Origin of the sequence: Sulfitobacter sp. SH24 (assembly GCF_965641895.1) — a bacterium.
In the GTDB taxonomy this organism is placed as follows: Bacteria; Pseudomonadota; Alphaproteobacteria; order Rhodobacterales; family Rhodobacteraceae; genus Sulfitobacter; species Sulfitobacter dubius.
The window spans coordinates 23,435-49,464 of record NZ_CBFFKK010000002.1 but is presented as its reverse complement, the minus strand read 5'-3'; the positions used below and the strand labels follow the sequence as shown (position 1 = coordinate 49,464).

Annotated in this window: 24 protein-coding genes; 16 read left to right on the top strand and 8 right to left on the bottom strand. The window is 60.6% G+C overall.

Annotation, left to right across the window (positions count from 1 at the left end):
- Positions 1-34 precede the first annotated feature (34 nt).
- Positions 35-1,009, bottom strand: a complete 975-nt coding sequence (locus ACSQ16_RS01285) for a DNA topoisomerase IB (RefSeq protein ID WP_243263694.1) — start codon at positions 1,007-1,009, stop codon at positions 35-37.
- Positions 1,010-1,227: 218 nt separating this feature from the next.
- On the opposite strand from ACSQ16_RS01285, the gene otsB reads away from it, so the two are divergent.
- Both otsB and ACSQ16_RS01275 read left to right on the top strand, forming a co-directional pair.
- Positions 1,228-1,977 (top strand): trehalose-phosphatase, encoded by a 750-nt coding sequence (otsB, locus tag ACSQ16_RS01280; RefSeq protein WP_243263692.1) that lies wholly within the window; start codon positions 1,228-1,230, stop codon positions 1,975-1,977.
- A gap of 44 nt (positions 1,978-2,021) precedes the next feature.
- The gene (locus ACSQ16_RS01275) at positions 2,022-3,797 is read left to right on the top strand and encodes a glycoside hydrolase family 15 protein (protein ID WP_243263691.1); all 1,776 of its coding nucleotides are present in this window, start codon (positions 2,022-2,024) and stop codon (positions 3,795-3,797) included.
- Here the strand turns inward: ACSQ16_RS01275 and ACSQ16_RS01270 are convergent.
- From ACSQ16_RS01270 to ACSQ16_RS01240, 7 genes are all read right to left on the bottom strand, one after another.
- Complete coding sequence (locus ACSQ16_RS01270; RefSeq protein ID WP_243263689.1) at positions 3,794-4,396, bottom strand: LysE family translocator; 603 nt, start codon at positions 4,394-4,396, stop codon at positions 3,794-3,796. The genes ACSQ16_RS01275 and ACSQ16_RS01270 overlap by 4 nt on opposite strands.
- A 124-nt stretch (positions 4,397-4,520) precedes the next feature.
- Positions 4,521-6,065, bottom strand: a complete 1,545-nt coding sequence (locus ACSQ16_RS01265) for an indolepyruvate oxidoreductase subunit beta family protein (RefSeq protein WP_394805096.1) — start codon at positions 6,063-6,065, stop codon at positions 4,521-4,523.
- A complete protein-coding gene (locus ACSQ16_RS01260) occupies positions 6,062-8,212 on the bottom strand; it encodes an indolepyruvate ferredoxin oxidoreductase subunit alpha (protein WP_317406481.1) in 2,151 nt (716 codons plus the stop codon). Before ACSQ16_RS01260 ends, ACSQ16_RS01265 begins: the two co-directional genes overlap by 4 nt.
- A 9-nt stretch (positions 8,213-8,221) precedes the next feature.
- Complete coding sequence (locus ACSQ16_RS01255; protein ID WP_243263686.1) at positions 8,222-8,701, bottom strand: MarR family winged helix-turn-helix transcriptional regulator; 480 nt, start codon at positions 8,699-8,701, stop codon at positions 8,222-8,224.
- Between the two features lie 3 nt (positions 8,702-8,704).
- Positions 8,705-9,496: a cyclase family protein gene (locus tag ACSQ16_RS01250; RefSeq protein ID WP_243263684.1), complete on the bottom strand. Its 792-nt coding sequence runs from the start codon at positions 9,494-9,496 to the stop codon at positions 8,705-8,707.
- A 175-nt stretch (positions 9,497-9,671) separates the two neighbouring features.
- A complete protein-coding gene (locus ACSQ16_RS01245; protein ID WP_093928785.1) occupies positions 9,672-10,634 on the bottom strand; it encodes a dihydrodipicolinate synthase family protein in 963 nt (320 codons plus the stop codon).
- Between the two features lie 130 nt (positions 10,635-10,764).
- Positions 10,765-11,463: a GntR family transcriptional regulator gene (locus ACSQ16_RS01240; protein WP_093928784.1), complete on the bottom strand. Its 699-nt coding sequence runs from the start codon at positions 11,461-11,463 to the stop codon at positions 10,765-10,767.
- 303 nt (positions 11,464-11,766) lie between these two features.
- Here ACSQ16_RS01240 and ACSQ16_RS01235 point away from each other — a divergent pair, with 303 nt between their 5' ends.
- The 14 genes from ACSQ16_RS01235 to ACSQ16_RS01170 all read left to right on the top strand — a co-directional run bounded on the left by ACSQ16_RS01235 (position 11,767) and on the right by ACSQ16_RS01170 (position 25,977).
- A complete protein-coding gene (locus tag ACSQ16_RS01235; RefSeq protein WP_243263683.1) occupies positions 11,767-12,774 on the top strand; it encodes an ABC transporter ATP-binding protein in 1,008 nt (335 codons plus the stop codon).
- Complete coding sequence (locus ACSQ16_RS01230; protein ID WP_243263681.1) at positions 12,771-13,880, top strand: ABC transporter ATP-binding protein; 1,110 nt, start codon at positions 12,771-12,773, stop codon at positions 13,878-13,880. The genes ACSQ16_RS01235 and ACSQ16_RS01230 overlap by 4 nt, the downstream gene beginning before the upstream one ends.
- 41 nt (positions 13,881-13,921) lie before the next feature.
- Positions 13,922-15,436 (top strand): ABC transporter substrate-binding protein, encoded by a 1,515-nt coding sequence (locus tag ACSQ16_RS01225; RefSeq protein ID WP_243263680.1) that lies wholly within the window; start codon positions 13,922-13,924, stop codon positions 15,434-15,436.
- Between the two features lie 66 nt (positions 15,437-15,502).
- The gene (locus ACSQ16_RS01220; RefSeq protein WP_093928781.1) at positions 15,503-16,447 is read left to right on the top strand and encodes an ABC transporter permease; all 945 of its coding nucleotides are present in this window, start codon (positions 15,503-15,505) and stop codon (positions 16,445-16,447) included.
- Positions 16,447-17,346, top strand: a complete 900-nt coding sequence (locus ACSQ16_RS01215; RefSeq protein ID WP_243263679.1) for an ABC transporter permease — start codon at positions 16,447-16,449, stop codon at positions 17,344-17,346. The genes ACSQ16_RS01220 and ACSQ16_RS01215 overlap by 1 nt, the downstream gene beginning before the upstream one ends.
- 11 nt (positions 17,347-17,357) lie before the next feature.
- Entirely contained in the window at positions 17,358-19,151 is a 1,794-nt protein-coding gene (locus ACSQ16_RS01210) for a gamma-glutamyltransferase family protein (RefSeq protein WP_243263677.1), read from the top strand.
- A 3-nt stretch (positions 19,152-19,154) separates the two neighbouring features.
- Positions 19,155-19,916, top strand: a complete 762-nt coding sequence (locus tag ACSQ16_RS01205; RefSeq protein ID WP_243263676.1) for a DUF1028 domain-containing protein — start codon at positions 19,155-19,157, stop codon at positions 19,914-19,916.
- 4 nt (positions 19,917-19,920) lie between these two features.
- A complete protein-coding gene (locus ACSQ16_RS01200; protein WP_243263674.1) occupies positions 19,921-20,763 on the top strand; it encodes a sulfite exporter TauE/SafE family protein in 843 nt (280 codons plus the stop codon).
- Positions 20,760-21,473, top strand: coding sequence for a FadR/GntR family transcriptional regulator (locus tag ACSQ16_RS01195; protein WP_093928777.1), 714 nt, complete (start codon positions 20,760-20,762; stop codon positions 21,471-21,473). Before ACSQ16_RS01200 ends, ACSQ16_RS01195 begins: the two co-directional genes overlap by 4 nt.
- Before the next feature lie 196 nt (positions 21,474-21,669).
- Positions 21,670-22,650: a phosphate/phosphite/phosphonate ABC transporter substrate-binding protein gene (phnD, locus tag ACSQ16_RS01190; RefSeq protein ID WP_243263672.1), complete on the top strand. Its 981-nt coding sequence runs from the start codon at positions 21,670-21,672 to the stop codon at positions 22,648-22,650.
- Between the two features lie 54 nt (positions 22,651-22,704).
- Complete coding sequence (gene phnC, locus ACSQ16_RS01185; protein WP_243263671.1) at positions 22,705-23,478, top strand: phosphonate ABC transporter ATP-binding protein; 774 nt, start codon at positions 22,705-22,707, stop codon at positions 23,476-23,478.
- Entirely contained in the window at positions 23,475-24,269 is a 795-nt protein-coding gene (gene phnE / locus ACSQ16_RS01180) for a phosphonate ABC transporter, permease protein PhnE (protein ID WP_243263669.1), read from the top strand. Before phnC ends, phnE (ACSQ16_RS01180) begins: the two co-directional genes overlap by 4 nt.
- The gene (phnE, locus tag ACSQ16_RS01175; protein WP_243263668.1) at positions 24,266-25,075 is read left to right on the top strand and encodes a phosphonate ABC transporter, permease protein PhnE; all 810 of its coding nucleotides are present in this window, start codon (positions 24,266-24,268) and stop codon (positions 25,073-25,075) included. Before phnE (ACSQ16_RS01180) ends, phnE (ACSQ16_RS01175) begins: the two co-directional genes overlap by 4 nt.
- Complete coding sequence (locus tag ACSQ16_RS01170; RefSeq protein WP_243263667.1) at positions 25,072-25,977, top strand: HAD-IIA family hydrolase; 906 nt, start codon at positions 25,072-25,074, stop codon at positions 25,975-25,977. The genes phnE (ACSQ16_RS01175) and ACSQ16_RS01170 overlap by 4 nt, the downstream gene beginning before the upstream one ends.
- Positions 25,978-26,030 lie beyond the last annotated feature (53 nt).

Sequence of the window (26,030 nt, the reverse complement as noted above, 5' to 3'; positions counted from 1 at the left end):
CGCGGCGAAAGTTCGAGCGCATCATGAATTGCACTCAGTCCCCCGCGCGCAGGAATGCCAGTAATCCGCGTTCGGCCTGAGTCATATCATCTATATCGGGTGGCTCAGGCAAATCTTGAGGGTGCTGGCAGAGATCAATCACCTGCGGATGGATATAGCTGTTACGCGCAATGGTGGGGGTGTTGTGCAATCTCTCTGCTGCCGCTTCGGCCATGCCCTTGATGGTAGGCTTTTCTTGGGTCTGCGCTACGCCGAATGCCGCGACCGATCCTGCCCATGTGCGAAAGGTCTTGGCCGAGAACCCTTCTATGCCAGCAGCATCGGCGATGTAATCATTTAGGGCCGAGGAGGACAAACTGCGCGGCTCCCCCTCTTCATCAAGCCATGTCAGTAGATCAGCGCCCGGCAGGTCGCGGATCTTTTCCAACGCGCGCATGAGGGTTCGGTGGGCAATCTGTCGGCGCACCCGCTTGCCGCCCTTTGCGATGAAAGACGCTTGCAACCTACCGTCCCGTAGCACCAGATGTCGCCGTTTCAGCGTTAACGTGCCATAAGTGCGGTTGGTTTTGGCATAGACCTGATTGCCCACCCGAAGCGACAGACGGTCTATCATCGCCACGGCGGCGGCCAGCGCGAATTCACGCTCCCCTAGCTCGCCATTCAGATCACGCCGCACGCGTCGGCGCAGGCGGGGCAGCGTTTCGGCGAAATCGGGCAGGCTCGCGTATTTCTCTTGTGCCTGTGCCTCTGACCAGAGCGGATGATAGCGGTACTGCTTACGTCCTCGTGCATCGAAACCTGTGGCCTGTAGATGGCCATTCACATGCGGGCTGATCCACACCTTTTCATAGGCTGGGGGCACTGCCAATTGGGTCAATCGATCGCGTTCAACCTTGTCTTTGATGCAACGCCCATCGACGGCGTGGTAGGAAAACCCCCGTCCACACCGCCGACGGGCGATGCCGGGCTTGCTGTCGGGGTAATACATAAGCATGGATGGTGCGTTCATTTGCATTTCCGGGGAAGCGACATGTGTCGGTTAATGTGCAGCAAAGAGATCGGCGGCCCGAGCCGCTGTGCAGATTAACGCCCCTGCTTTACATGGGTTCCCAAGGCGTGCTGCGCACATCTCTGCGCAGTTGCAGCATAAATGTTTTGATTTCGCTGCGGTGACGCATAAGTTTCCTAATGAAATGCCCGTATAATGAGACGGATAGACCAGACCCTATGGAAAGCACCACCTTGCCGCACCGCAGTCTGCCGCCGTTGATCCCGGCCCGGCGCTACGCGTTTTTTCTGGACCTCGACGGCACCTTGGCCCCCATTGTCGACAACCCCGAAGATGCCTGCCTGCCCGAACGCACCCGGCACCTCTTAACCCGCCTTATGGCCGCGATCGATGGCGCTGTTGCGGTGATCTCAGGCCGGGCGATGGCGGATGTGGACCGCATCTTGGGCGCGCTACACCTGCCGGTGTCGGGGTCTCATGGGCTGGAGTTTCGCCTGAGCGCTGCGAGAGAGGATGCACCGATGCAGAGCGCAGGCGTCCCCACTGCCGTGATCGACCGGGTCGAGGAATTTGCCGTGCTGCATGGTGTCACCTCCGAGCGAAAACCGGGTGCGATTGCACTGCATTACCGCAAGGCCCCCGATCAAGGCGCCGCCTGCCGCGCCTTTGTCGATACGCTGGTCGGCGAAGACCCCAGCCTGCGTAGTCTGCATGGCAAAATGGTCAGCGAAGTCGCGCTGAAGGGTGTCGACAAGGGCGGCGCGGTTGAACGTTTTATGGCCGCCCCCGCGTTTGCGGAGCGATTGCCGGTAATGGTCGGCGACGACGTGACGGATGAAGACGGCTTCCGCGCGGCGCAGGCCATGGGCGGCTTTGGCATCAAGATCGGCCAAGGGCCGACGGAAGCGCAGCATCGCATCGCAGATGTGGCCGGTTTTGCCGATTGGCTGGAAGAGATTTTGCGCTGACCGGCCTGCCCGGAGGACGCAACAGGAATAGAAAAGAGGGACTTATGGATCTGGGTGTTATCGGGAACTGCGCGGTCGCGGCGCTGGTCAGTCGCGAAGGGGCGATTAACTGGTTTTGTCTGCCGCGCTTTGACGGCGATCCGGTCTTTCACAGCCTCATGGGCCACGGTGCAGGCGAAGAGGGTGACGGCGAGTTTGCCGTTGAGCTTGAGGGCATGACGGAAAGCGAACAGAGCTATCTGCCCAATACCGCGATCCTGCGCACAGTGCTGCGCAGCCCCAAGGGCGCGGTTGAAATCGTCGATTTCTGCCCCCGTTTCACCGCCTATGGCCGCAGTTTCCGACCGCAGATGCTGGTCCGGCAGGTGCGGCGCATTGAGGGTTCGCCTCGCGTGAGAATGCGCTTGCGCCCTCGGTTTCAGTGGGGTGAAGTTTCCCCAACCCTCACCCGTGGCTCCAACCATGTGCGTTTTGTAGGGCCTGAGCAGAACATGCGCCTGACCACCGATGCACCGATTGACCATGTGCTGGACGCGCGGTTGATTAATCTTGAAGGCGAGATGACATTCATCCTTGGCCCCGACGAGACGCTGTCGGACAGTCCTGAGCAGATTGGCACCACCTTTCGTACCAAAACCACCCGCTATTGGCAGCGATGGACCCAGCGTTTGGCGATCCCTTTCGAATGGCAAGAGGCCGTCATCCGCGCCGCAATCACGCTGAAACTCTGCAGCTATGAAGCCACGGGCGGTGTCATTGCCGCAATCACCACCTCCCTGCCCGAAGCGCCGGATTCCGGGCGCAACTGGGACTACCGCTATTGTTGGGTGCGCGATGCGTTTTTCACCGTGCGCGCGCTCAACAGTCTCGCCGCGACCCGCACGTTGGAGCATTATTTCCAATGGCTGATGAATGCCGTGGCGGATGCCGAAGGCGGGCATATCCAGCCCGTGCTGGGGCTGGGGCTTGAGACGGCGTTGACCGAACGTATCTCACCCAGCCTGCAGGGGTTCCGTGGCATGGGGCCGGTGCGGATCGGCAATCAGGCGCATGAGCATTTCCAACACGACACCTATGGCAATATCATCCTTGGCGCAGCGCCCGCGTTTTTTGATCACCGCCTGCCGATGAACACCGGGCGCACGGCCTTTGAACAGCTAGAGCCTTTGGGCGAGCAGGCTTGGGAGTTACACGATCAGCCCGACGCAGGGATTTGGGAGCTGCGCAGTCGCGCGCGGATACACACGTCTTCGTCACTGATGTGCTGGGCCGCCTGCGACCGGCTGGGCAAGATCGCGCGCCATTTGGAATTGGAAGACCGCGCCACCTACTGGGCCGACCGCGCCGAGGTGATCCGCGACAAAATCCTAGACAACGCTTGGTCAGAGGACCGCGGTGCCTTTGTTGAGAGCTTTGGCGGCAGCACCTTGGATGCAAGCGTACTGCTCATGGGAGAGGTTGGCTTCCTGCCACCAAAAGACCCGCGGTTCATCGCGACGGTTGAGCGGTTGTCCGAAGTGCTGGGCCGTGGCCCCTTCATGCTGCGCTATGAGGAGGCGGATGATTTCGGTGTCCCGGAGGTGGGCTTTAATGTCTGTGCCTTTTGGCGGATCGACGCGTTGGCCCGGATTGGCCGCGAGGAAGAGGCCCGCAAGCTCTTCGAAGAATTGCTGGAAGCGCGCAATCACCTTGGCCTCATGTCGGAAGACACGGCATTCGCCACCGGCGAGGGCTGGGGCAACTTCCCGCAAACCTATTCGATGGTCGGTATCATCAACGGCGCAATGCGCCTGTCGAAACGGTGGGAGGCCGAGCTTTAGCGCGAAAACAGCAGCCGCAGCCCCAAGAGCCCCAGCACAACCGACGCAACGCGGTCTAAATATACCTTCGCGCGCAGGTAGCCTTGGCTAACCGATGGGCGGCTCATGCCGAAAGCGAGTGTGGTGTAGAAGGTCACTTCGATGATTAGGTGGTTGGCGACGATCAATAGGTTCTCGGTCAGGCGCATGCCTTCGGGAAAGATCACCACCAGCACCGCCGCGGCGAAAAGCACCGATTTGGGGTTCAGGATGTTGATCATCATGCCTTGTCGAAATGCGTGGCGGGCAGGTTTCACGGTCGCGGTCACAGGTTCACGCGCGCCGCGCCACATCCCATAGCCGACATAGAGAAGATAGACCGCGCCGACCCCTTTAACGAGGGCATAGGCCCATGGGAAAGCAAGGAATACCGCCTCCAACCCAAAGAGAGCGGCAAGGGTCCAGAAGGAGGCAACGAGGCCGAGGCCAAGCCCCACGGCAACGCCCGCCTGCCGTCCTGAACTCAGCGTGGTTTTCAGCGCGATCAGGAAGGCCGGGCCGGGGCTGAGGATCGACGCGATGAGCGCGATGTTAAAGGTGATGAGATGCGAAAGTTCCATGGCAATGACCCCGGTTGTTCAGCATCAGCTATGCGCGGCTTTGGAGGCCGGTCAACTGGGATACGAGCAACCTGCGCGTCCTGTCAAAAGTCACGCCGGATTTGCACAGAAAATAGGCATGCTCCTAAACGAAAGAACGCACTGTTGCGATGGCCCCCTCAAGCGCCTTGCCTTCGGCATCTTGCAACGCTGCCTCGCGCAAACGCGCAATCCATTGCGCCGCATCTTCGCGCCCGCGCAGCAAGCCAGCGGCATCCATCACCTTGTCGAACTTCCCCAATCCCCGCGCATGGGTGTCGGAATAGCCTTTGATAAGCCGTCGGCATTTCACCAGCTCGACCGCGACGTCATAATCGGCCTCAACCTCCGCCAGACAGCGCGACAGCCAATTGTCAAGATGGGCGACTTCGATGGCATGGCGATGGGTTTTCAAACGATACCCTTTGAGTCCGCCCAGAACGTGCAGCATGAGAAACGCAGGCAACCGATCTGTGCGCAGGCGACGGCCCTTGTCGAACCAACGGTTCAGCCGGGTCATCCATTTGTCGCTCGCTTCCACCTTGGCCCCAAGACGCGCGGGCATCAGGCCTGCGATCTCTTCGGCGCGGGGGTGGAAGTATTCGGTCAACTGCATCAGGTTCGCATCGCCTGCGCGCATTTCTTGCCGGATATGGGTAAACCGCGGGGCGCGGGTTTTCAGGTCTGCGACACGGATGATGTCGTCATAGGCCATGGCGTTGGCAATATATTTCGCCGCTTCCGCCGAAAGCCGCCAGTCCTGCGCGGCGCTGTCACGGGCCAACACGGTATCGAGCCGGTCAAGATAGAGCGTGCCATAGGTGCAGTCTTGGAAGTTTACCACTTTAGACAAGCCCGCGAATGCCAAATCATGCACTGCTTCGGGCAGCGCGTCGGCGCGGGTGACCAGGGCGTCCCATTGGCTTTGCAAAGCCTCTGGTCCGGCGAGGCGGAAGGGAGTTTCCGGCTCGTCCATCGCGACGGGCGCGCTGGTCGGCAAACGGCCCTGCGCCGCGTCATATCCCACGGCAAAGGCCCGCAACGACGGCTCGACCCCCTTGCCGCCTGCACGGATCGCGTTCTCATAGTCCTCCCGCCGGAACGGTAGCGCCCCGGACCCGGCCAAAGCGCCAAAGAGCGAAGCGGAGATGACAGAGCCTGCGCCGACGGCCAGCCCTTCCATATCCTCCAACACCAGCTTTTGCGCCGCGATTTCAGCTGCGGCGCGGACCTCATCCGCATCGGCAATGCCGTCACCCGGCGCCATCTTCTCGCTCACCGCAAGCGCGCGGTGGGTCGAGCCGATGAGCGTGGTGCGGTCTGGCGTCACGAAACCGCGCATCACGGCGCGGCCAACCTCCATCATCTCAGCCGCGATCAACACGTCGACATCGCCCGCCGCAGGGGCGAGGGCAAAGACCGGCTCCAACGCGCTTTTCGGGGCCATTTCGACGTAATAGATCGTGGCCCCGGTGCGCTGCGCCACGCCGGCGACCGAGGTCGCCTGACAGACATAGCCTTCGGCCCGCGCCATGGATTCGATCCAGCCGGTCAAGACGCCGCCGCCCTGTCCGCCCACGGCCATGACCGCGAGCTTGATAATTTCACCGACACGCGCATCGAGTGTCTTTTGCGGCAGGACCAGATTCACGTCGTCACTCCTTCGCTGCGCAGCCGCCTTGCGTCGCGCCGTCTTTGTAGCCAAGAGATGATCTGGCTGGTTTTCTCGGCACGCCACCGCTCGAAACGGGTGGGGTTATGCACCACATCGGCCTGATAGAAGGACGGGCAGAGCACCGCCGTATCGGCCACTTCGCCGCAGTTGCCGCAGCCCACACAGGTCTGATCGATATGCGCCACTGGATCATCACGCAGCGGATCGTCGAGCCGCTTGAGCGACAGCGACGGGCAGCCCGAGAGCCGGATGCAGGCGTGATCGCCGGTGCAAACATCCGCATCGACCCCAAAACGCGGCACCTCCATGCGGCGGCCTTCCTTGATCGCCTTGTTGCGCAAAGGCTTCTCGCGGCGCTGCTTGTTCAGCATACACTCTGAGGAAGCCACGATAACCTTCGGCCCTTTGTAATCGGTGGTCAGCGCCTCACGCAGCACTTCGCGCAGCTTGCCCACGTCATAGGTCCGGTCGATCTGGCGCACCCATTCCACGCCGACGCCCTTAAGCGCCTTGGAGATTGGGTTGTTCGTAGATTTCGTGTCGTTATGCGCCCGCGAGGACATCACGTCCTGCCCGCCCGTGGCGGCGGAATAGTAGTTGTCGACGATCACCGCCACGCTGTCGGATTTGTTGAACACCATGTTCCCGATCGAAGTCGACAACCCGTTATGCCAGAATCCGCCATCGCCAAGGATCGAGATCACCCGTTTGTCGCCGCCCCCGTCGAAGGCTGCGTTCGACGCGGGGCCGAGGCCATAGCCCATGGTCGAGCCGCCGATCTCAAAGGGGGGCAGCACGCCGAAAAGGTGGCAGCCGATGTCGCCGGTGATCTGGTGCTTGCCTAGTTCTTGTTCGGTCAGTTTCATCGCGGCAAAGATCGGGCGTTCCGGGCAGCCGGTACAGAAACCGGGCGGGCGGATCGGCACGGTGTCGGACAAATCGGGGATTGCGGGCGCTTCGGCGTTGGGGGCGCGTACCTTGCCGGGCAGCATCTCGGGCGCGGCGACTTTGAGGAAATCCGTCACCCCGTCGAGCAGCACCTGTCCGGTGTACTCGCCTGCCATCGGGAGCACATCTTTGCCGTGCAGCTTTACCTTCCGTTCGAGTTTGTAGAGGTAGGAGCCGAGCTGCTGTTCGATATGGTCCGGCTGGCCCTCTTCGACCACCAGCACGTGATCCTTACCTTTGCAGAAGTCGTCGAACTCATCGCGCAGCAGCGGATAGGTGACGTTCAGCACATAGAGCGGCACCTCGGTCTGACCGTGGATATCCGCAAGGCCAAGCCGTTGCAGGGCACGGATGACGGAGTTGTACATGCCGCCTTGGACGACAATACCAAGCGGGGCTTCCTTGGGGCCGAAGAACTCGTTTAGCTTATTGTCGCGGATGAATTTCTCCGCCGCGGGCCAGCGGTTCTCGATCTTGTCCTTCTCATGCAGATAGGACATTGGCGGCAGCACAACGCGATTGAAATCTGAGCGTGGGTTGGCGGCGGCTTCGGCCACGGTGAGTGGCGGACGCTGGTTGTCGCGCGTCTCAAAACTGCCCGTCACATGGCAAGACCGGATACGGACCATGAGCATCACGGGGGTGTTGCTGGCCTCCGAAAGCTCAAACCCATCCTTAACCGCCTTGGTGATACAGGGCAGGTTCGGGCGCGGGTCGAGCATCCAAAACTGTGATTTCATCGCAAAGCCGTGGCTGCGTTCCTGCATGATCGACGAGCCTTCGCCGTAATCCTCGCCCACGATTACCAGCGCACCGCCGGTCACACCGGAGGAGCTAAGGTTCGCCAGCGCATCAGAGGCGACGTTGACGCCCACCGGCCCTTTGAAGGTCACGGCCCCGCGAATGGGATAATGCACACTCGCCGCCAGCATTGCCGCCGCCGCCGCCTCAGACGCATTCGCCTCAAACCGTACGCCCAACTCGCCCATCAATTCCTCAGCGTCGGCCAGCACGTCCATCAGATGCGAGATCGGTGCACCCTGATAGCCGCCCACATAGCCGACCCCGTTTTCCAGAAGGGCTTTGGTAATCGCGAGGATACCCTCACCTGTGAAGACGTCACCGTCTCCTTTACGCAGGTGTTCCACCTCAGCTTTGAACGAACGCTCGGCCATGAGACCCTCTTAAAAATCGTGTTTTCGGATGTTGCGCAGCATGGTGCGCAATGTGCCTACAAAGGCCTCTTTCTCGGCGGCGTCGATGCCCTTGAACATCGCGCCATAGGCCTCGGCCATATGCGGCCAGAGCCTTGCATAGGCCTCTCGCCCCTTGTCGGTCAGGTAGACGCGGGTCGCGCGGCTGTCGGTCGCGTCAGTCTCACGCCGCACCAGACCGTCGCGTACCAGCGCATCCAATGCCCGGCTCAGCGTGGATTGCTGAACCACCGCATAGACAGCCAATTCACGGATCAAGATGCCGTCGATCACCGACAGAACGGCAAGAGAGCGCATCTGGGGCGTGGTCAGCCCGAGGGCCGCCATTTCCGTGGACAGGGCGGCATTATACCGCCCCATGATCCGGTTCATCAGATAAGGCGCAAAGTTTTCGAGCCCAAGCTGGTCCAACGGCGCGCTATCCGCGTCTGAGAGAGGTGTTTTCGCCACCGATCAGCCCTTTGGCACCAGTGCCAGCGCCCGAATGGGGCTGCCGGTGCCATTCTTGATCTTCAGCGGCGCGGCAATCAGGATTGCCCCCTTGGGCGGCAGTTTGTCGAGATTGGCAAGGCTTGCCAGACCAAAGCAGTTATTCTTGTGCAGCAGGTTGTGCGCCGGGTACGGCGGTTCCATCCCACCGGCTTGTCCGGCGTCGGTGCCGATGCATTGCGTGCCCCAACCCACAATCTTTTTGCTCATCAGATACTCGATCGCATCCGGGGTCGGTCCGGGGCTGTGGGGCCCGGTTTCATCCGCGTTGAGGAAGCGCGCCTCGTCATTCACACGAGCATCCCAATCGGTGCGCATGACGACCCACTCGCCCTCGCCAATCTCGCCATACTCGGATTCCCATTCCTTGATGCCTTTGGCGTCGAGCAGAAAGTCGGGGTCTTCTTGGGATTGCTGCGAGCAGTCGATGACATTCACCGGTGCGACAAGGCGCTGGACATCAAGGCTATCGGTAAAACCGTCTTCGTAATCCTTGCCGGTGATCCAGTGATGCGGCGCGTCGAAATGCGTGCCGGAATGTTCGCCCAGCACCATCCAGTTCCATGCGAAAAACGGACCATCTTGGTCATATTCACTGATCTTATGGATCTCAACTTTGGGTGTCGGCTTTGCAAAGTCGGCAGGCAGTTGCAGGATCGGCGTATCTGGCCCCAGAACGCCGGAACAATCGACCACTTCGACCCCGCCCGAGGCCAGCATCGCCCCGAATTCGCGCATTACATCTGTCGCACTCATCTGTCTTTTTCTCCCTTGATGGACGCACCCTCTCCCGGTGCAATGATCCCTGAGAAGACGCTAGCCAAATTTATATGCGTTTGCAATTATCTTCTTCCAAAAAGGTCGCCTCACAACGCAAACGGCCCGCCGCAGAAGCGACGGGCCATCCTGACAAGAAGCGTTTGGGTATGGTTTAGGCGGCGTATTTGGCGACCGCGCCACCCTGTTTGCACCAATCGGCGTACCAAGCACGGAAAAGGTTGTACTGCGCTTCGGCATAGCCGCGCTGGCTGTCCGACAGCACGTCAGACTCATTAAAATGCAGCGCGTATTCGGCATGGCCTTCAAGCACCATGAGGTGCTTATAATAAAGCACCAGATCGGGCCCCTCATCAAAGGAGGACAGAACACCAAGTGCCGCGTCGAGTTCTTGCGCCCGCTGACGTGCCTCTGCATCGCCCGCCGCTGCGGCCTGGCTTAGCGCGACAAGATGCAGCACTTCGCGGGGCAACACATTGCCAATCCCTGTAATCGCACCGGTCGCACCACAGTTGACGAAACCGTGGAAAACTGTGGTATCCACGCCAATCATCAATGTGACGTCATCGTCACGGCTGGTGATGTTTTCCGCCGCATAGCGCAGGTCATCGGCGCCGCCGAACTCTTTGAAGCCAACGAGATTTGCATGCTCTGCCCGCAGCGCAAAGAACAGGTCTGCACGGGTGGCGAACCCATAATAGGGGCTGTTGTAGATCACGGCAGGAAGCTCGGGCGCGGCGGAAAGAACTTCTTTGAAATGCGCTTTCTGCGCGGCAACCGATGTCCCACGCGACAGGATGCGGGGGATCAACATCAGGCCTTTAGCACCAACTTTCTGGGCATGGGCGGCGTGTTCGGCGGCCAGCTTGGTGTTTACCGCACCTGTGCCAACGACCACCGGAACGCCAGCGTCGACAAGGCGCTCAACGCCTTCCATCCGCTCAGCATCTGTCAGCAATGGCCAATCGCCCATCGAGCCGCAGTAAACAACCGCGCTCATTCCATCGGAAATGAGTTTTTTGCCCATACGCACCAGTGCGTCGAAGTCGGGTTTGCGGTCTTCGGTGCAGGGGGTCATCAAAGCCGGAATGCAGCCGGAAAAGATCGTCGGGGTCATTGGGTTCTCCATCATAGAAACCGGCTGCAATCTGCCGGGCTTGCCTATATTTTGCATATTGTATTTTGTTTGTCGACAATAAATCTACGCGGAAAAACATCTGTAGTTTCTGCAACTACTTTTTTGCGATTTATAGTTCGATATGCTGTCGACGATCGCGCGAAATCAGCGCTTGGATCTGTTGCACGATCTGGTCAGCGTGCGTCCCGGCAAGGGAATCTGCACGGGCCACGTCGCGCGCTTCAATGGTGGCGACTAGGTCTTCGTGTTCTTGCACATATTCATTCGGAAGCTGATCATCGAAGGATTGATAATACATCCGCAGCAACCGCCGCCCCTCATCCAAAAGCCGTAGGCACAGCGATTCGTAGTAGGGGTTCCGACCCGCGCGGGCGATCTCGGCATGGAACTCGCGGTTGGTGGCGATCATCGAAAGCGCGTCTTGTGCGGCAACCGCTTTGGCGAACTCGGCCTGTCGGGCGCGGATAGCTGCCATATCTGCGGGTGTATGAAACTGCGCCGCGAGCCGTGTGGTGACGCGGTACATCAAGGTCATCGCATCAAAGAAGGTGTGCAGGTTCATGAAATCGATATTCGATACCACGGTCGAGCGATTGGGTAACGTGGTCACCAGCCCTTCACTGGCCAGCCGCACCAAAGCCTCGCGGATCGGGGTGCGGGACATCGACAGACGCTCAGACAGGCGAATCTCATCAATTGGGCTGCCCGGCAGCAGTGTAAGATCGAGAATCTCATCGCGCAGGATCGAATAGACAAATTGCGCCCCTGACCCGCGCTTGCGCTCTGCTGATTTAGGTTTGTTGGTCATGGGGCGGTATCGTCCTGCTCAAAGGTCTCTAGTTCATTGTTGGTAAAGCAATATTCTAAGAATGCTACAATAGTGCCATAGCGTGCAAAGGCGAGCGTAGGCGTGAACACCCACCAAGATCAGCAAATACCGCATTTCGATGTCGCACAAATTTTACGCAACTCCGATCAGATATCTGGCAAGAATTGCCGCAACCCGATGATCTGAAATGCCTATTTCAGAAACTCCAATCGCCGGATTGACAGTCGGAAATTTGCAACCGCATACTCGACCAATCTTATATTGGTTCAAGAAAGCGATCCATTGCCCAGCCCTGACACCGGTTCCGACAAGGTTTTGCTCGAAGTACGCGACTTCAGCCTGCGCTTTCGCGGCGCGCCGAGCGACCAAATCAATCACGTCAATTTCTCGGTCAGCCCGGGCAAAACCCTTTGCGTTGTCGGCGAAAGCGGATGCGGTAAAAGCGTGACGTCTTTGGCGATGATGGGGCTGTTGCCTGCGGGCGCCGCGACGATCGGGTCGGGCGAGATGATTTTTGAGGGGCAAAAGCTTGACCTCGCTGATCACACTGCAATGCGCAAATTGCGCGGCAGCCGGATGACCATGATCTTCCAAGAGCCGATGACCTCGCTTAACCCCGCCTTCCGCATCAGCGATCAGATTGTTGAGGCCGTTCTGGCCCATAGCGATGCCAGCAAATCCGAGGCCGAGGATAAGGCACTGGCGATCCTCAAGCGGGTCGGCATTCCGGCGGCAGAAAAGCGGATGCGGGATTACCCGCACCAACTGTCAGGCGGCATGCGCCAGCGGGTGATGATTGCGATGGCGCTGGTCAACGATCCGTCCCTGCTGATCGCGGACGAGCCGACCACCGCGCTCGACGTGACAATTCAGGCGCAAATCCTTGAGCTGATCCGCGACCTTCAGGCCGAGACTGACATGGGCACGATCATGATCACCCATGATTTGGGTGTCGTGGCCGAAATCGCCGATACCGTGGCCGTAATGTATGCGGGCACCATTGTCGAGACTGGTCCGGCGGAGCGGATTTTTAACGACCCGCAGCATCCCTACACGATCGGCCTCATGTCCTCGATCCCGCAGCTGAGCGGCCCGCGCGGACGTTTGGCCACCGTGCCGGGCATGGTGCCGACGACGCAGAACATGCCCGAAGGCTGCCGCTTTGCCACGCGCTGCCCCTTTGCTCAGCCGATCTGCGCCAAGGAGCCGCCGCTCGCCCCGCTTGAGGGCGGGCACGCCGTGGCCTGTCACTTCGCCCCGCTGGAAACACATCTGGAGCAGAGCGCATGAGCGATCACATCCTCAAAGCGCGTGCGCTTAAAAAGCACTTCAAGACTGGCGGCGGCATGCTGGCTGCAAGTGGCACCGTGAAGGCCGTTGACGGCGTGTCTTTCGACGTGCGGCGTGGTGAGACATTTGCCATCGTTGGCGAGTCCGGCTGCGGTAAATCCACCCTCGCGCGGCTTTTGATGCGGCTGCTGACACCGACGGAAGGTGATGTACAGTTTGACGGCGCTGATGTGCGCAGCCTTGCCGGGCGTGACCTCACGGCGCTTCGCCGCGACATGCAGTTCATTTTTCAGGACCCTTTTTCCTCGCTGAACCCGCGGATGAGTGTCGGCAAGCTGGTCGGCGAACCGCTGGAAACGCATTTCCCCAAGATGTCCGCCTCTGAGCGGCGCGGCAAAGTGGCGGAACTGCTGGCCAAAGTCGGCCTGCGCCCCGAGCACGCGGAACGCTACCCACATGAATTTTCGGGCGGCCAGCGCCAACGGATCGGGATTGCCCGCGCGCTGGCCTCGGCCCCGAAACTGGTGATCGGCGATGAGCCTGTATCGGCCCTCGATGTTTCGGTGCAGGCGCAGGTGATTAACCTTTTGGGCGATCTGCGCGATGAATTGGGGCTCACGCTGGTCATCATCGCCCATGATCTCGCCGTGATCCGCCATATGAGCGACCGTGTGGCGGTAATGTATCTGGGGCAGATCGTCGAACAGGGCGATGTCGATACGGTCTACAACCATCCGCGCCACCCCTATACCCGCGCGCTCCTCTCGGCCATTCCGGTGGCCGCCCATGGTGCGCGCACGCCGCAGACCGCGCTTGAGGGCGAGATGCCCAGCCCTGCAAACCCGCCCTCGGGTTGCCGGTTCCACACCCGCTGCCCCTATGCCAAAGAGCGCTGCGCAAGCGAGCCGCCTGCCTTGCGCCAAACCGATGCCGGCGACGGCCATATCGCCGCCTGCCACTATTTCGAAGAGATCGCCGCTGCCACACCGGACCTCGGCCTCGCCGATGCGCCCGAACGTGCCCCCGGCGCGGCGGCACGCTTTGCGCTTTACCAAGACGCCATGCGGGATCGGACAACGCTCCGCCCCCGCCAAGACCAAGAATAACAGGCTGAAACAGACTTAATGAAACGACAGGAGAGTTCGATATGACACTGACCAAAATGACCCTCGCCGCCGCGCTGCTGGGGGCCACGACCCTCGGCGCGCAGGCGGCTGACCTGCGCATCGCACTGCAATCTGACGCCGATGTGCTGGACCCCGACCAGTCGCGCACCTTTGTGGGGCGAATCGTCTATACGTCGATGTGCGACAAGCTGGTGGACATCACGCCTGACCTTGAGATCATCCCCCAACTGGCGACCGAGTGGTCCTTTTCTGAGGACGGCAAGCAACTGACCATGAAACTGCGCGACGATGCGGTTTTCCATGACGGCACGCCGTTTAATGCCGAGGCCGTGGCCGCCAACATCGACCGCAGCCAGAACCTTGAAACCTCGCGCCGCAAATCCGAACTTTCCTCCATCACCGGTGTCGAAGTGCTGGGCAGCCATGAAATCCGCTTTGATCTGGCCGATGCCGATGCCACGCTGATGGCGCAGTTCGCCGACCGCGCGGGCATGATGGTTTCCCCCACCGCTGCCGAAGCGGCGGGCGATGACTTTGGCCTGAACCCGGTCTGCTCGGGCCCCTACCAGTTCAAAGAGCGCGTGGCCCAAGACCGTATCGTGCTTGAAAAGTTTGCCGACTATTACAACGCCGACGACTTCCACTTTGACACGGTAACCTATTTGCCCATTCCAGATACAACTGTGCGTCTGGCAAACCTCCAATCTGGCGACGTGGACATGATCGAACGCCTCGCAGCGACCGACCTTGCCCAAGCCGAAGGTGACGACGGCATCAATGTCGAAAGCGCCGTGTCGCTAGGCTATCAGGGCATCACGATCAACGTGGCCAATGGCGAAAAGGGTGATAACCCTTGGGGCAACGATAAACGTCTGCGTCAAGCGTTGAGCTATGCGATTGACCGCGAAGCGATCAATCAGGTGGTCTTCAACGGTGCTTTTGCGGCCGGTAACCAGCCCTTCCCGCCGAACTCGCCTTGGTACAGCACCGACTTCCCCGTGCCGGAGCGTGACGTAGAAAAGGCCAAGGAACTGCTCGCCGAAGCGGGCTTTGCCGATGGGATCGACCTTGAAGTACAAGTGCCCAACACCACGATCCCGCTACAACTGATGCAGGTCGTGCAGTCGATGGCGGCTGAGGCGGGGATCAACATCTCGATCACCTCCAAGGAATTCGCGACGCTGCTGGCCGACCAATCGGCGGGGGACTATCAGGCGAGCCAGATCGGCTGGTCGGGCCGTGTGGACCCCGATGGCAACATCCACCAGTTCATGACCTCCGATGGCGGCATCAACGATTCCAAGTTCTCGAACCCGGAAGTGGATGAGCTGCTGAACAAAGCGCGCAAATCCAACGATCAAGACGTGCGTCGCGAAAGCTATACCGCGGCCCGTGCGATCCTGAACGAAGAGTTGCCGATCGTGTATCTTTATCACCAGACATGGATCTGGGCACTGGACGCCGGCCTGACCGGCTTCACCGCCTATCCTGATGGCATGATCCGTCTCGACGGTGTGATGAAAGAAGAAGGCTAAGCCTTTTAAAAAAACACCGCCGGGCTAGTCCCGGCGGTGCCTCCCCTCTGAGCGAGACATACCCCCATGCTGTCCTTCATCCTGCGCCGTCTGGTGATCGCGATCCCCACGATCATCCTGATCTCGGTCTTTGTCTTTACCCTACAAAAGCTGCTGCCGGGCGACCCGGTGCTGGCCATGGCCGGTGAAGAACGCGACCCGCAGGTGCTGGAGTTCCTGCGTGAGAAATACCGGCTCAACGATCCTATCCCGGTTCAATATTTCACTTGGATCGGCAATGCGCTGACCGGTGATCTGGGCATTTCTTTGCGCACCAACCAACCGGTGCTGGAGCTGATTGGAGAGAAGCTTCCCGTGACCATCCAACTGGCGACAATGGCAATGATATTCGCCATGGTGATCGGTATCCCTGCGGGCATTTTCTCGGCCGTGAAAAAGGGTACAGTGACGGATTACGTCGCCAATGTGGTGGCGCTCTCGGGCCTGTCGATCCCGAACTTCTGGCTGGGGATCATGTTAATCCTGCTGGTCTCGGTGAAATGGAAGCTGCTGCCCGCCTCGGGTTATGTGCCACTAAGCGAAGACCCTCTGCGCTCCATTACCGTCATGCTGATGCCCGCCTTCGTGCTCGGCACGGCGCTTGCTGCGACGCTGATGCGTCACACCCGTTCCGCCATGCTGAGCGTGATGAGCAGTGATTACGTCCGCACCGCCCGCGCCAAAGGTCTGGTCGAGCGGAAAGTCATCCTTAAACACGCCTTCCGCAACGCGCTGACGCCGATCGTCACCCTGACCGCGCTGCTCTTTGGTGAGTTGATCGCGGGCGCGGTGCTGACCGAACAGATTTTCACTATCCCCGGCTTTGGCAAGCTTGTGGTCGATGCGGTGTTCAACCGAGATTATGCCGTGGTGCAGGGGATCGTTCTGGTCACCGCTGTCGGCTTTATCTTCATGAACCTGCTGGCCGATGTCGCCTATGTGCTGCTGAACCCCCGCCTGAGGAAGCAATAATGGCTCAACCTGCCACACCCATCACCATTGACGCCGAAAGCGCCGCCGATCCCGTTCTCTCGGCACGCCCTGAAAACCGGGTCTGGAAGAAATTTCGCCACCACCGCAGCGCCATGCTGGGCGGGGTGCTGGTGGTCTTTTTCTGCGCCATCGCATTGCTGGCGCCTATTCTCCCGATCCCCGACCCGGCTGCGACCGATTGGGGTGCGGTGCGCAAAGCGCCCTCGGCGGCGCATTGGTTGGGCACCGATGAATTGGGCCGCGATGTGTTGTCGCGGCTGATCTGGGGGGCGCAGGCATCCCTACTCGCGGGGGTCGTTTCGGTCGCTATCGCGCTTGGCCTTGGCGTGCCGTTGGGCATCATCGCAGGGTATTTCGGCGGCTGGACCGATGCGGTGATTTCACGCTGCACCGAGGCGCTGCTGGCCGCACCTTTCTTGATCCTTGCCATCGCGCTGGCGGCCTTTCTAGGGCCAAGCCTTACCAACGCCATGATCGCCATCGGCATCTCGGCCACGCCCGTCTTTATCCGCCTGACGCGCGGTCAGGTGCTAAGTGTCGCCGCCGAAGATTACGTCGAAAGCGCGCGCGCCATCGGTCTCAGCACGCCACGCATCTTACGCCGCTATATCTTTCCCAACGTCCTGCCGCCCGTGCTGGTGCAGGCCACGCTAACAGTGGCGACAGCGATCATCGCCGAAGCGTCGCTGTCATTCCTTGGCCTTGGTCAACAGCCGCCGTCGCCTTCTTGGGGGTCGATGCTGAACACGGCGAAAAACTTCCTCAACCAAGCGCCGTGGATGGCGCTTTGGCCGGGCATCGCGATCTTCTTGGTTGTGCTTGGCTTTAACCTTCTTGGCGATGGGCTGCGCGATGCGCTGGACCCGCGCGAACACTGACCGGAGACGACATGACCACCTTCACCACCCGCCCCGAGATCCGCGGCTCCTTTGGTGTCACCACTTCGACCCATTGGATCGCTTCGACCGTGGGTTTTGGCATCCTCGAAAAAGGCGGCAATGCTTTTGACGCCGCCGCCGCTGCGGGCTTTGTCCTGCAGGTGGTCGAGCCGCATTTGAACGGCCCGGCGGGCGATCTGCCGATCATCTTTCACGACGCGGAAAAGAAGGCGACCAAGGTCGTCTGCGCCCAAGGGGTCAGCCCCGCCGCCGCCAAGCTGGAGCATTTCGAGGAACTCGGGCTCAAGCTGATCCCCGGCTCAGGGCTTCTGTCGACAGTGGTGCCCGGTGCCTTTGACGGCTGGATGCTGATGCTGCGCGACCATGGCACCATGGGCCTGCGCGACGTGCTGCAGCCCGCGATCGACTATGCCCGCGATGGCCATCCGGTGCTGCCGCGCGTGTCGAACACCATTAAGGGGCTGGCCGAGTATTTCGCCGCCGAATGGCCCAGCTCCGCCGCCGTCTGGACTCCGGGCGGCAAAGCGCCTGAGCCGAACGCCAACTTCAAAAACCCCGATCTGGCCGCGACCTATGAACGGTTGGTAAGCGAGGCCGAAGCCGCGGGCGAAGACCGCGTGACGCAGATCGAGGCAGCGCGCAAAATCTGGTCCGAAGGGTTCGTGGCCGATGCAATTTTCGACTACCTCGAAGACGCCTGCGTGCATGACGTGTCAGAGCAAAAGAACAGCGCCCTGCTGGCGCGCGAAGACATGGCCAAGTGGCAGGCCAGCTATGAAGACACGCTTACTTACGAATACCACGGCTGGACGGTGCACAAGACCCATGCATGGTCGCAGGGGCCAGTGTTTTTGCAAACCCTCGCCATCCTCAAACATTTCGATCTTGCCGGAATGGACCCGATGGGGGCCTCTTTCACCCATACGGTGATCGAGGCGATGAAACTCGCCTATGCCGACCGCGAGGCCTATTACGGCGACCCTGAGCAGAGCATCATCCCGATGGAAGAACTGCTCTCGGATGCCTATAACGCGGAACGCGCGAAGCTGGTCAACGGCAAGGCATCGCTTGAGCAGCGCCCCGGCGTGATCGCGGGGTTGGAGCATTTGGCGGAGCGATATATCGAACGCGCAGCCCGTGATTTCGGCGTTCAGAATGCCGCGCCGCAAGAGCCCACCATGGCGCATCTGACCGAAAAACGCGGCGATACCGTGCATCTTGATGTGATCGACCGCTGGGGCAATATGGTTTCGGCCACACCCTCGGGCGGTTGGTTGCAGAGCAATCCGGTCGTGCCGGGGCTGGGCTTTCCGCTGAACTCGCGCGCGCAGATGTTCTGGCTTGAGCGGGGCCTGCCCACGTCGCTTGCCCCCGGGCGTCGGCCACGCACCACGCTGACCCCCTCGTTCGCCGAACATGCCGACGGGCGACAACTGGTCTTTGGTACACCGGGCGGAGACCAGCAGGACCAGTGGCAGTTGATCTGGTTCTTGCGGTTTGTGCATCACGGGATCGACTTACAACAGGGCATGGACGCGCCGCTGTTCCACACGCTTCACTTCCAAAGCAGCTTCTTCCCCCGGCAGGCCCTGCCCGGTGAGATGATGATCGAACCCAATGTGGGGCCAGCCGTAATCGATGGACTGCGCGCGCGCGGTCATATCGTGACCGTGGCCGATCCGTGGTCGGTGGGTCGCCTCACGGCCGCGCTACGCAACCCTGATGGCAGCCTTCAAGCCGCCGCGACCCCCCGCCTGATGCAGGCCTATGCCGTAGGACGCTGACCCATGACCTATTCCATCATCGCCCGTGACCCCGAAAGCAACGAAATCGGCATCGCCGTCGCCAGCCGCTTTTTCGCCTGCGGTGCTGCTGTGCCCTATATCGGCCGCCGGGTCGCGGTCGCAACGCAGGCCTTCGTCAACCCACTATGGGGAACAGAAGGCCGCCGCATGTTGGAAAGCGGCGACCCTGCCGAGGCGTTGTTAAAGGAGTTCGCCACACGCGACGCAGGCCGCGATATCCGCCAATGTCATATGCTTGATGCCGCGGGAAATTTCGCCGCACATACCGGTGCGGATTGCGTCGATTGGGCCGGGCACCGGGTGGGCGACATCCATTCGGTTGCAGGCAATATGCTGACTGGACCCGAGGTGGTTGAGGCCACATTCGATACCTATGCCGCACGCGGTGATCTGCCGATGGCCGAACGTCTACTTGCCGCCATGCGCGCGGGCGAAGAAGCAGGCGGCGACAAACGGGGCCGTCAGGCCGCAGGTCTGGTCATTCACCGCGGACAGGACCATGCCTATCTTGATCTGCGCGTTGATGATCACCACGATCCGCTAAGCGAACTTGATCGCCTGCTTGAAGTAGCGGGGGAACGTTACCTTCACGTGGCCGAGGCAATGCCGAGCCTTGATAATTTCTCAGGCACCTCGGACCGCGCACCGATCGACGCGGCCATCACGCGGGCCGAAGAGGCGCGCAAAGCGGCAGGTAAAACCAGTCGCTCACAAGCGACCGTTACAGTGACAGAGAAGGATTGACCTGATGAACGCGCTAGACCTTGGCCAACTTCTGCCGCTTCTTGCCATTGCAATCACCGCAGGTGTCTTTGGTGGCATCCTTGCCGGACTGTTGGGCGTCGGCGGCGGTATCGTCATTGTGCCCGCGCTGTACCTTGCCCTGTCAACGGCGGGCATGGATTCTGCAATCACCATGCAGGTGGCCGTGGGCACATCGTTGGCGACCATCGTCTTCACCTCACTTTCGTCGGGCTATGGTCATTTTAAACGCGGCGCCATTGATATGAATTTGCTCAAACTCTGGGCGCCATCGCTGTTGGTCGGAGTGGTCATCGGGGCACTTTTGGGTGGCTATGTCTCGGGCCTGATTTTAGTCGCGGTTTTCGCTACGGTCGCGGCCCTTGTGGCCATAGACATGATCTTTCGGAAAACCAAAGACGAGCCGACGCCGCGCAGCTTTGCCAAACCGGTCTGGGCGATGCTGGGCGTTGTCACAGGCGGGCTATCGGCCATGATGGGCATTGGCGGGGGCACCATCGGCGTGCCGCTGCTGAACTTCCTTGGCTATGACATCCGCCGCGCCGTTGGCACCTCGGCGGCGATTGGGTTCATCATCGGGCTGCCCGGCGCTGTGGTCTATGCGCTGACCGGGCTTGGCGCCGAGGGGCTGCCGCCCTTCTCGCTTGGTTATGTGAACCTTGCCGCTGCGGCCATCATCATTCCGCTGACCAGCAGCTTTGCCCACGTCGGGGTGAAATTGGCACATAGCATCCCGCGGCGCGCGCTTAGGTTTGCCTTTGGAATCTTCCTGATGATAACCTCTCTACGCATGTTTTTTGATTTATTTGAAGCGTTTTCCAACTTATGACACAGTCCCCCCAGCCCGCCCCAAGTGAAGATGAATTGGCCGAGCGTCTGCGCAGCTCGATCCGGCAGGGGGACATCCTAAACGATGGGCGCATGCCACCCGAACGGACATTGGCCGAGCATTTCGGCGTGAGCCGCGCGCGGCTGCGGCTGGCGCTTGGCCTGCTGCAAGAAGACGGCACGATCTACCGCCGCCACGGCCAAGGCACCTTTGCCACGCCGCCGCCCGCCACCAATGCCGACAGCCTGCGCCACCTTGCCCGGCAAGTGACACCAAGCGATGTCATGGAAGTCCGGCTTGAGGTCGAGCCCGCCCTTGCCGCCCTCGCTGCCGACCGCGCCCGCCCGCAAGAGATCGAACGGTTGGATCAGTTGATGCGCGCCACGTTGAACCTCAGCGACCCGGACGCCTATGAGGCAGCGGATGACATGTTTCACTATAAAATTGCTGAAATGGCGCGGAATCCGTTGTTCCTCACGGTCTACGAATCCATCCGCGCTGTGAGGCGCGAAGTGGCTTGGACCTCCCGCCGCCGCAGTTCTCATGCGCCCGAAACGCTGCAGATCCTGGGCGAACAGCACATGACCCTGAACGACGCCATCGCCCGGCGCGACTCATTGGGCGCGGCTTCGGCGATGGAGCAGCATTTGCTGACCGTTTCTAAGACACTGCTACGGGACCGGGTGCGCAAGATCGAGCTAAACCTCTAAACGCCGAACCGGCCCCTTCCTCACAATCCGACATCGGTGCCGCCCTTGCCCCCTTTGGGCGGGTATTGTTACAGTTATGTGACAAACGTGTTTGCCAGCGCGCCAGAACTGCTTGCAAACGAAACTGTTCGATGTTCGTATCTGTGCATTATTGTATTTCGCGCCAGATGCGCGGATTCTCAGGGAGGAGAACGCAATGTCTCATAAGAACCTATTCGCCGCTGGTCTTACCGCGGCCTTCACACTCACGGGCGGCCTTGCCTTCGCACAAGAAGACTGCGAGCGCGGCGCTTTGGACAAGATGTTCTGTGACGCCAATGGAGATCTGGTTGCAGATGCGCCCACTGATCCCGAAATGCTGAAAGACCCTTCGACACTGGTCTTTGCCTATACCCCCGTCGAAGACCCGGCAATCTACGAAGACATCTGGACCCCCTTCATTGACCATCTCGAAGAGGTAACCGGCAAGGATGTGCAGTTCTTCGCTGTGCAGTCGAACTCTGCCGAGGTCGAAGCCATGCGCTCGGGCCGTCTGCACATCGCGGGCTTTTCCACCGGGCCCACCCCTTTCGCGGTGAACCTCGCGGGCGTTGAGCCCTTTGCGATCATGGGCGCGGATGACGGCCAGTTTGGCTACAAGCTTCAGGTCTACACGCAGGCCGACAGCGATATCCAAGAGATGAAAGACCTCGCCGGCAAGCGCATCGCGCATACCTCGCCCACGTCGAACTCCGGCAACCAAGCGCCGCGCGCGCTGTTCCCCGATCTGGGCGTTGTGCCGGATGAGGACTACGAAGTGACCTATTCGGGCAGCCACGACCAGTCGATGCTGGGCGTTGTCGCGGGCGACTATGACGCGGCGCCTGTGGCCTCCGAAGTGGTCGACCGCATGGCCGAGCGTGGTCTCTATGATCCTGAAGACGTGCGCATCGTCTGGGAAAGCGATCCCTTCCCGACAACCTCTTACGGTGTCGCGCATGACCTCGCGCCCGAGCTGAAGGACAAGATCAAGGAAGCCTTCTTCTCCTTCGACTTCGAAGGCACCGCATTGGGTGAGGAATTCGCGGGCGTGAGCAAATTCATCCCGATCACCTACAAGGACCAGTGGGCGGTTATCCGTCAGATCCAAAAGGCGAACGGCGTCGAGTACACGCCCCAAGGTCTCGCTGCTGAATAATCGTTTAACGTCGGGGCCGGCGAACACGTCGGCCCTGCACACAAGGTATCCTACATGTTGAAAATTACCGACCTCGTGAAGCGCTATGGCAGCGGTGACCCGGTGCTGAAAAGCCTCGACCTGACCATCGAGGGAGAAAGCGTCGTTTCGATCATCGGCTCCTCCGGCGCGGGCAAATCGACGCTGCTGCGCTGCATCAACCGATTGGTGGAGCCGACCTCGGGGTCGATCAACCTCAACGGCACCGAACTCACCAGCCTGCGCGGCGCAAACCTGCGCGCTGCGCGGCGCAAGATCGGGATGGTATTTCAGGGGTTCAACCTCGTCGACCGTCTGACCGTGATGGAGAACGTGCAATCGGGCCGTTTGGGCTATATCTCGACATGGTCCGCCGTCACCCGCCGCTATCCCAAGGCCGACATCCGCCGCGCCTATGAGTTGATGGAGCGTGTCGGCATCGCGCAATATGCCAACACCCGCGCCGACCAGCTTTCGGGCGGCGAACGCCAGCGTGTCGGCGTGGTTCGTGCCCTGATGCAAGACCCCGACATTCTGCTGGCGGACGAGCCGACCGCATCGCTCGACCCCAAGACCTCCGAGCAGATCATGGGGCTACTGCGTGACCTCGCCGGGGAGCTGAAACTGCCGGTGCTGATCAACATCCACAATGTAACCGAGGCCAAGGAATACACCGACCGCATCGTCGGCATGCGTTATGGCCGGATCATCTTTGATGATGTCCCCGCCAAGCTGGACCAAGAGGCGATGGACCAAATTTACGCGGGCAGTCCCCATGCCGACCGCGCAAAAGACGGGGCCGCGGCATGAGCGCGCCGCGGGACACTTGGAAAAAGCCGCCCTTTATCGCCAACCCGTTGCTTCGCTGGGCGGTGATCCTGGGCGCCGTCGCCTATTTCGGCTGGGTCGGTCTGACCATGCCCATCGACTGGAACCGCGTCTCAGAAGGATTAGGCCGCGCGGGCCGCATCTTTGGCGGGGCCTTTCCGCCCAGCTTTGAACGCTCTGGCCTGTTGATCGACGGCTTTCTCGAAAGCCTGAAGATCGCCATCCTTGCCACCGCGGGCGGCGTGCTATTGTCGATCCCCATCGCGTTCATGTCGGCGCGCAATGTGGCCCCCAAACCGATCTTCTACCTCGGCCGCGCCATCATCATTGTCGCGCGCAGTTTTCACCCGGTCATCGTCGCGATCCTTTTCGTCAAAGCCGTGGGCTTTGGACCCTTCGCCGGGGTGCTGACGCTGATTGTCTATTCCGTGGGCTTTGTCGCCAAGATGCTGGCCGAGCGGATTGAAGAGATCGACTTCGGCCAAGTCGAGGCCATGCGTGCCGCCGGCGCGCCTTACTTCTCGACACTGACATATGCGATCTTTCCGCAAATTATGCCGCGGCAGATCGGTTTGACAATCTATCAACTCGACAGCAACCTGCGGGCTTCGGCCGTGGTCGGCATCGTCGGTGCGGGCGGCATCGGCGCGACGCTCGCCAATGCCTTTGGGCGCTATGACTATGACTTCGCCCTCGCCATCACCATGGTCATCGTCGGTGTGATCCTTGTCTCCGAAGCCATCAGCGGCGTGATCAGAAAGCGCATCCAATGACGACCCTTGGAGAGAAATTCGGTCGCGACGACTGGACCCGCTTCACCCTGCGCCAGCGTATGACGCGCTACGGCGTGATCTTTGGCTGCGCGCTTGCCATTGCTTGGGCGCTGACCTCTATCGAGGTCATCTGGGCTTGGGTCTGGGGCGCGCCCGAGCAGATCGGCGACCTCTTTGGCCGCATGTATCCGCCTGACCCTACCAACCTTGAAACAATCCTTAAGGTGCTTTGGGACACGGTGAACATCGCGACATTCGCCACCACCTTTGCGGTGCTGCTGTCGCTGCCTGTTGCCTATATCGCCGCGCAAAACACCACGCCCAACCGCGCCACGCTCTGGCTCGGGCGGCTGATCCTTGTGACCTCACGGTCGGTCAACACGATCATCTGGGCGCTGCTCTTCGTGGCTATCTTCGGCCCCGGCGTCGTGGCGGGCATTTTGGCGATTATGTTCCGCTCCATCGGCTTTGTCGGCAAATTGCTGGGCGAGGCGATTGAGGAGATCGACCGCCGCCCCGTCGAGGCACTGGAGGCCACGGGCGCCTCGCGGTTCAAGGTCATCGCCTATGCCATCGTGCCACAGGTCATGCCGACCTTCTGGGCGGTTTCGATCCTGCGGTGGGACATCAACCTGCGTGAATCCACCGTTCTGGGCCTTGTCGGCGCGGGGGGTATCGGGATCATCCTGCAGGGGGCCATCGACACATTCAACTGGCCCGAGGTCGCCACGATCCTCATCGCGATCATCGTGCTGGTGATTATTGGCGAGGTCATCTCGGCCTATCTGCGCCGTCGCATCCTGTGAGGCCCGGGATCGACCCTGCGCAGGCGCTGGCCGAATACCGGCGCCTGCGGCCCCGCCTGCCCGGCTGTGATCGGCAAGGTGCCGCGGCGGAGACGGCGTGTTTTCTGGATATCGTCGCCCCCTATGATCTGATCCTCTTTGATGCTTACGGCGTGCTGAACGTGGGCGAAACGGCTATTGAAGGCGCAGCACAGACCATCGCCACCCTGCGCGAAATGGGCAAAGCGGTATCGGTCGTGTCGAACTCTGCCGCCTACCCAAAAGCGCATATGATGCAGCGCTACGCCCGATTGGGGTTTGATTTTAGCGTGGATGAGGTCATCACCAGCCGCGACGCACTGCTTGCTCGCGTGGCCCAAGAACCCGCGCGGCAGTGGGGCGTGATGCTGAACCCCGACAAGGATATGGGTGAAATTTCCGGCCTTGGCGGGATCGCTTTGGCGGATGATCCGAATATTTATGACGACGTGGCAGGTTTTCTGCTTGTCGGTGCGGATGGTTGGACCGATGCGCGGCAGGCCCTGCTCGAAGCCAGCCTCGCGCGCCATGCTCGCCCTGTCTTTGTCGGCAACCCCGATCTCGTGGCCCCGCGCGAAGACGGGCTATCGCTTGAACCCGGTTGGTTCGCACATCGGCTGATCGACGCGACCGGGGTTTCCGTACATTTCTGCGGCAAGCCCTTTCCAAACATCTTTGAACTGGCGCTTGCACGCCGTGCGCCAATCGCCCCCGCCCGTGTGTTGATGGTGGGCGATACGCTCCACACCGATACTTTGGGCGGGGCGCAGGCGGGGTTCTCCACGGCCTTAGTCACTGGGCACGGCTCCCTTTTGGGGCTGGATGTGGCGGCGGCGATCAAGGGTTCGGACATAGCCCCCGATTATATCGTTGCGGAAATCTAATCCGAAACGCTGTGGAAACATTGTCCACAAAGCCCCGTCACCCCATTGCCAAT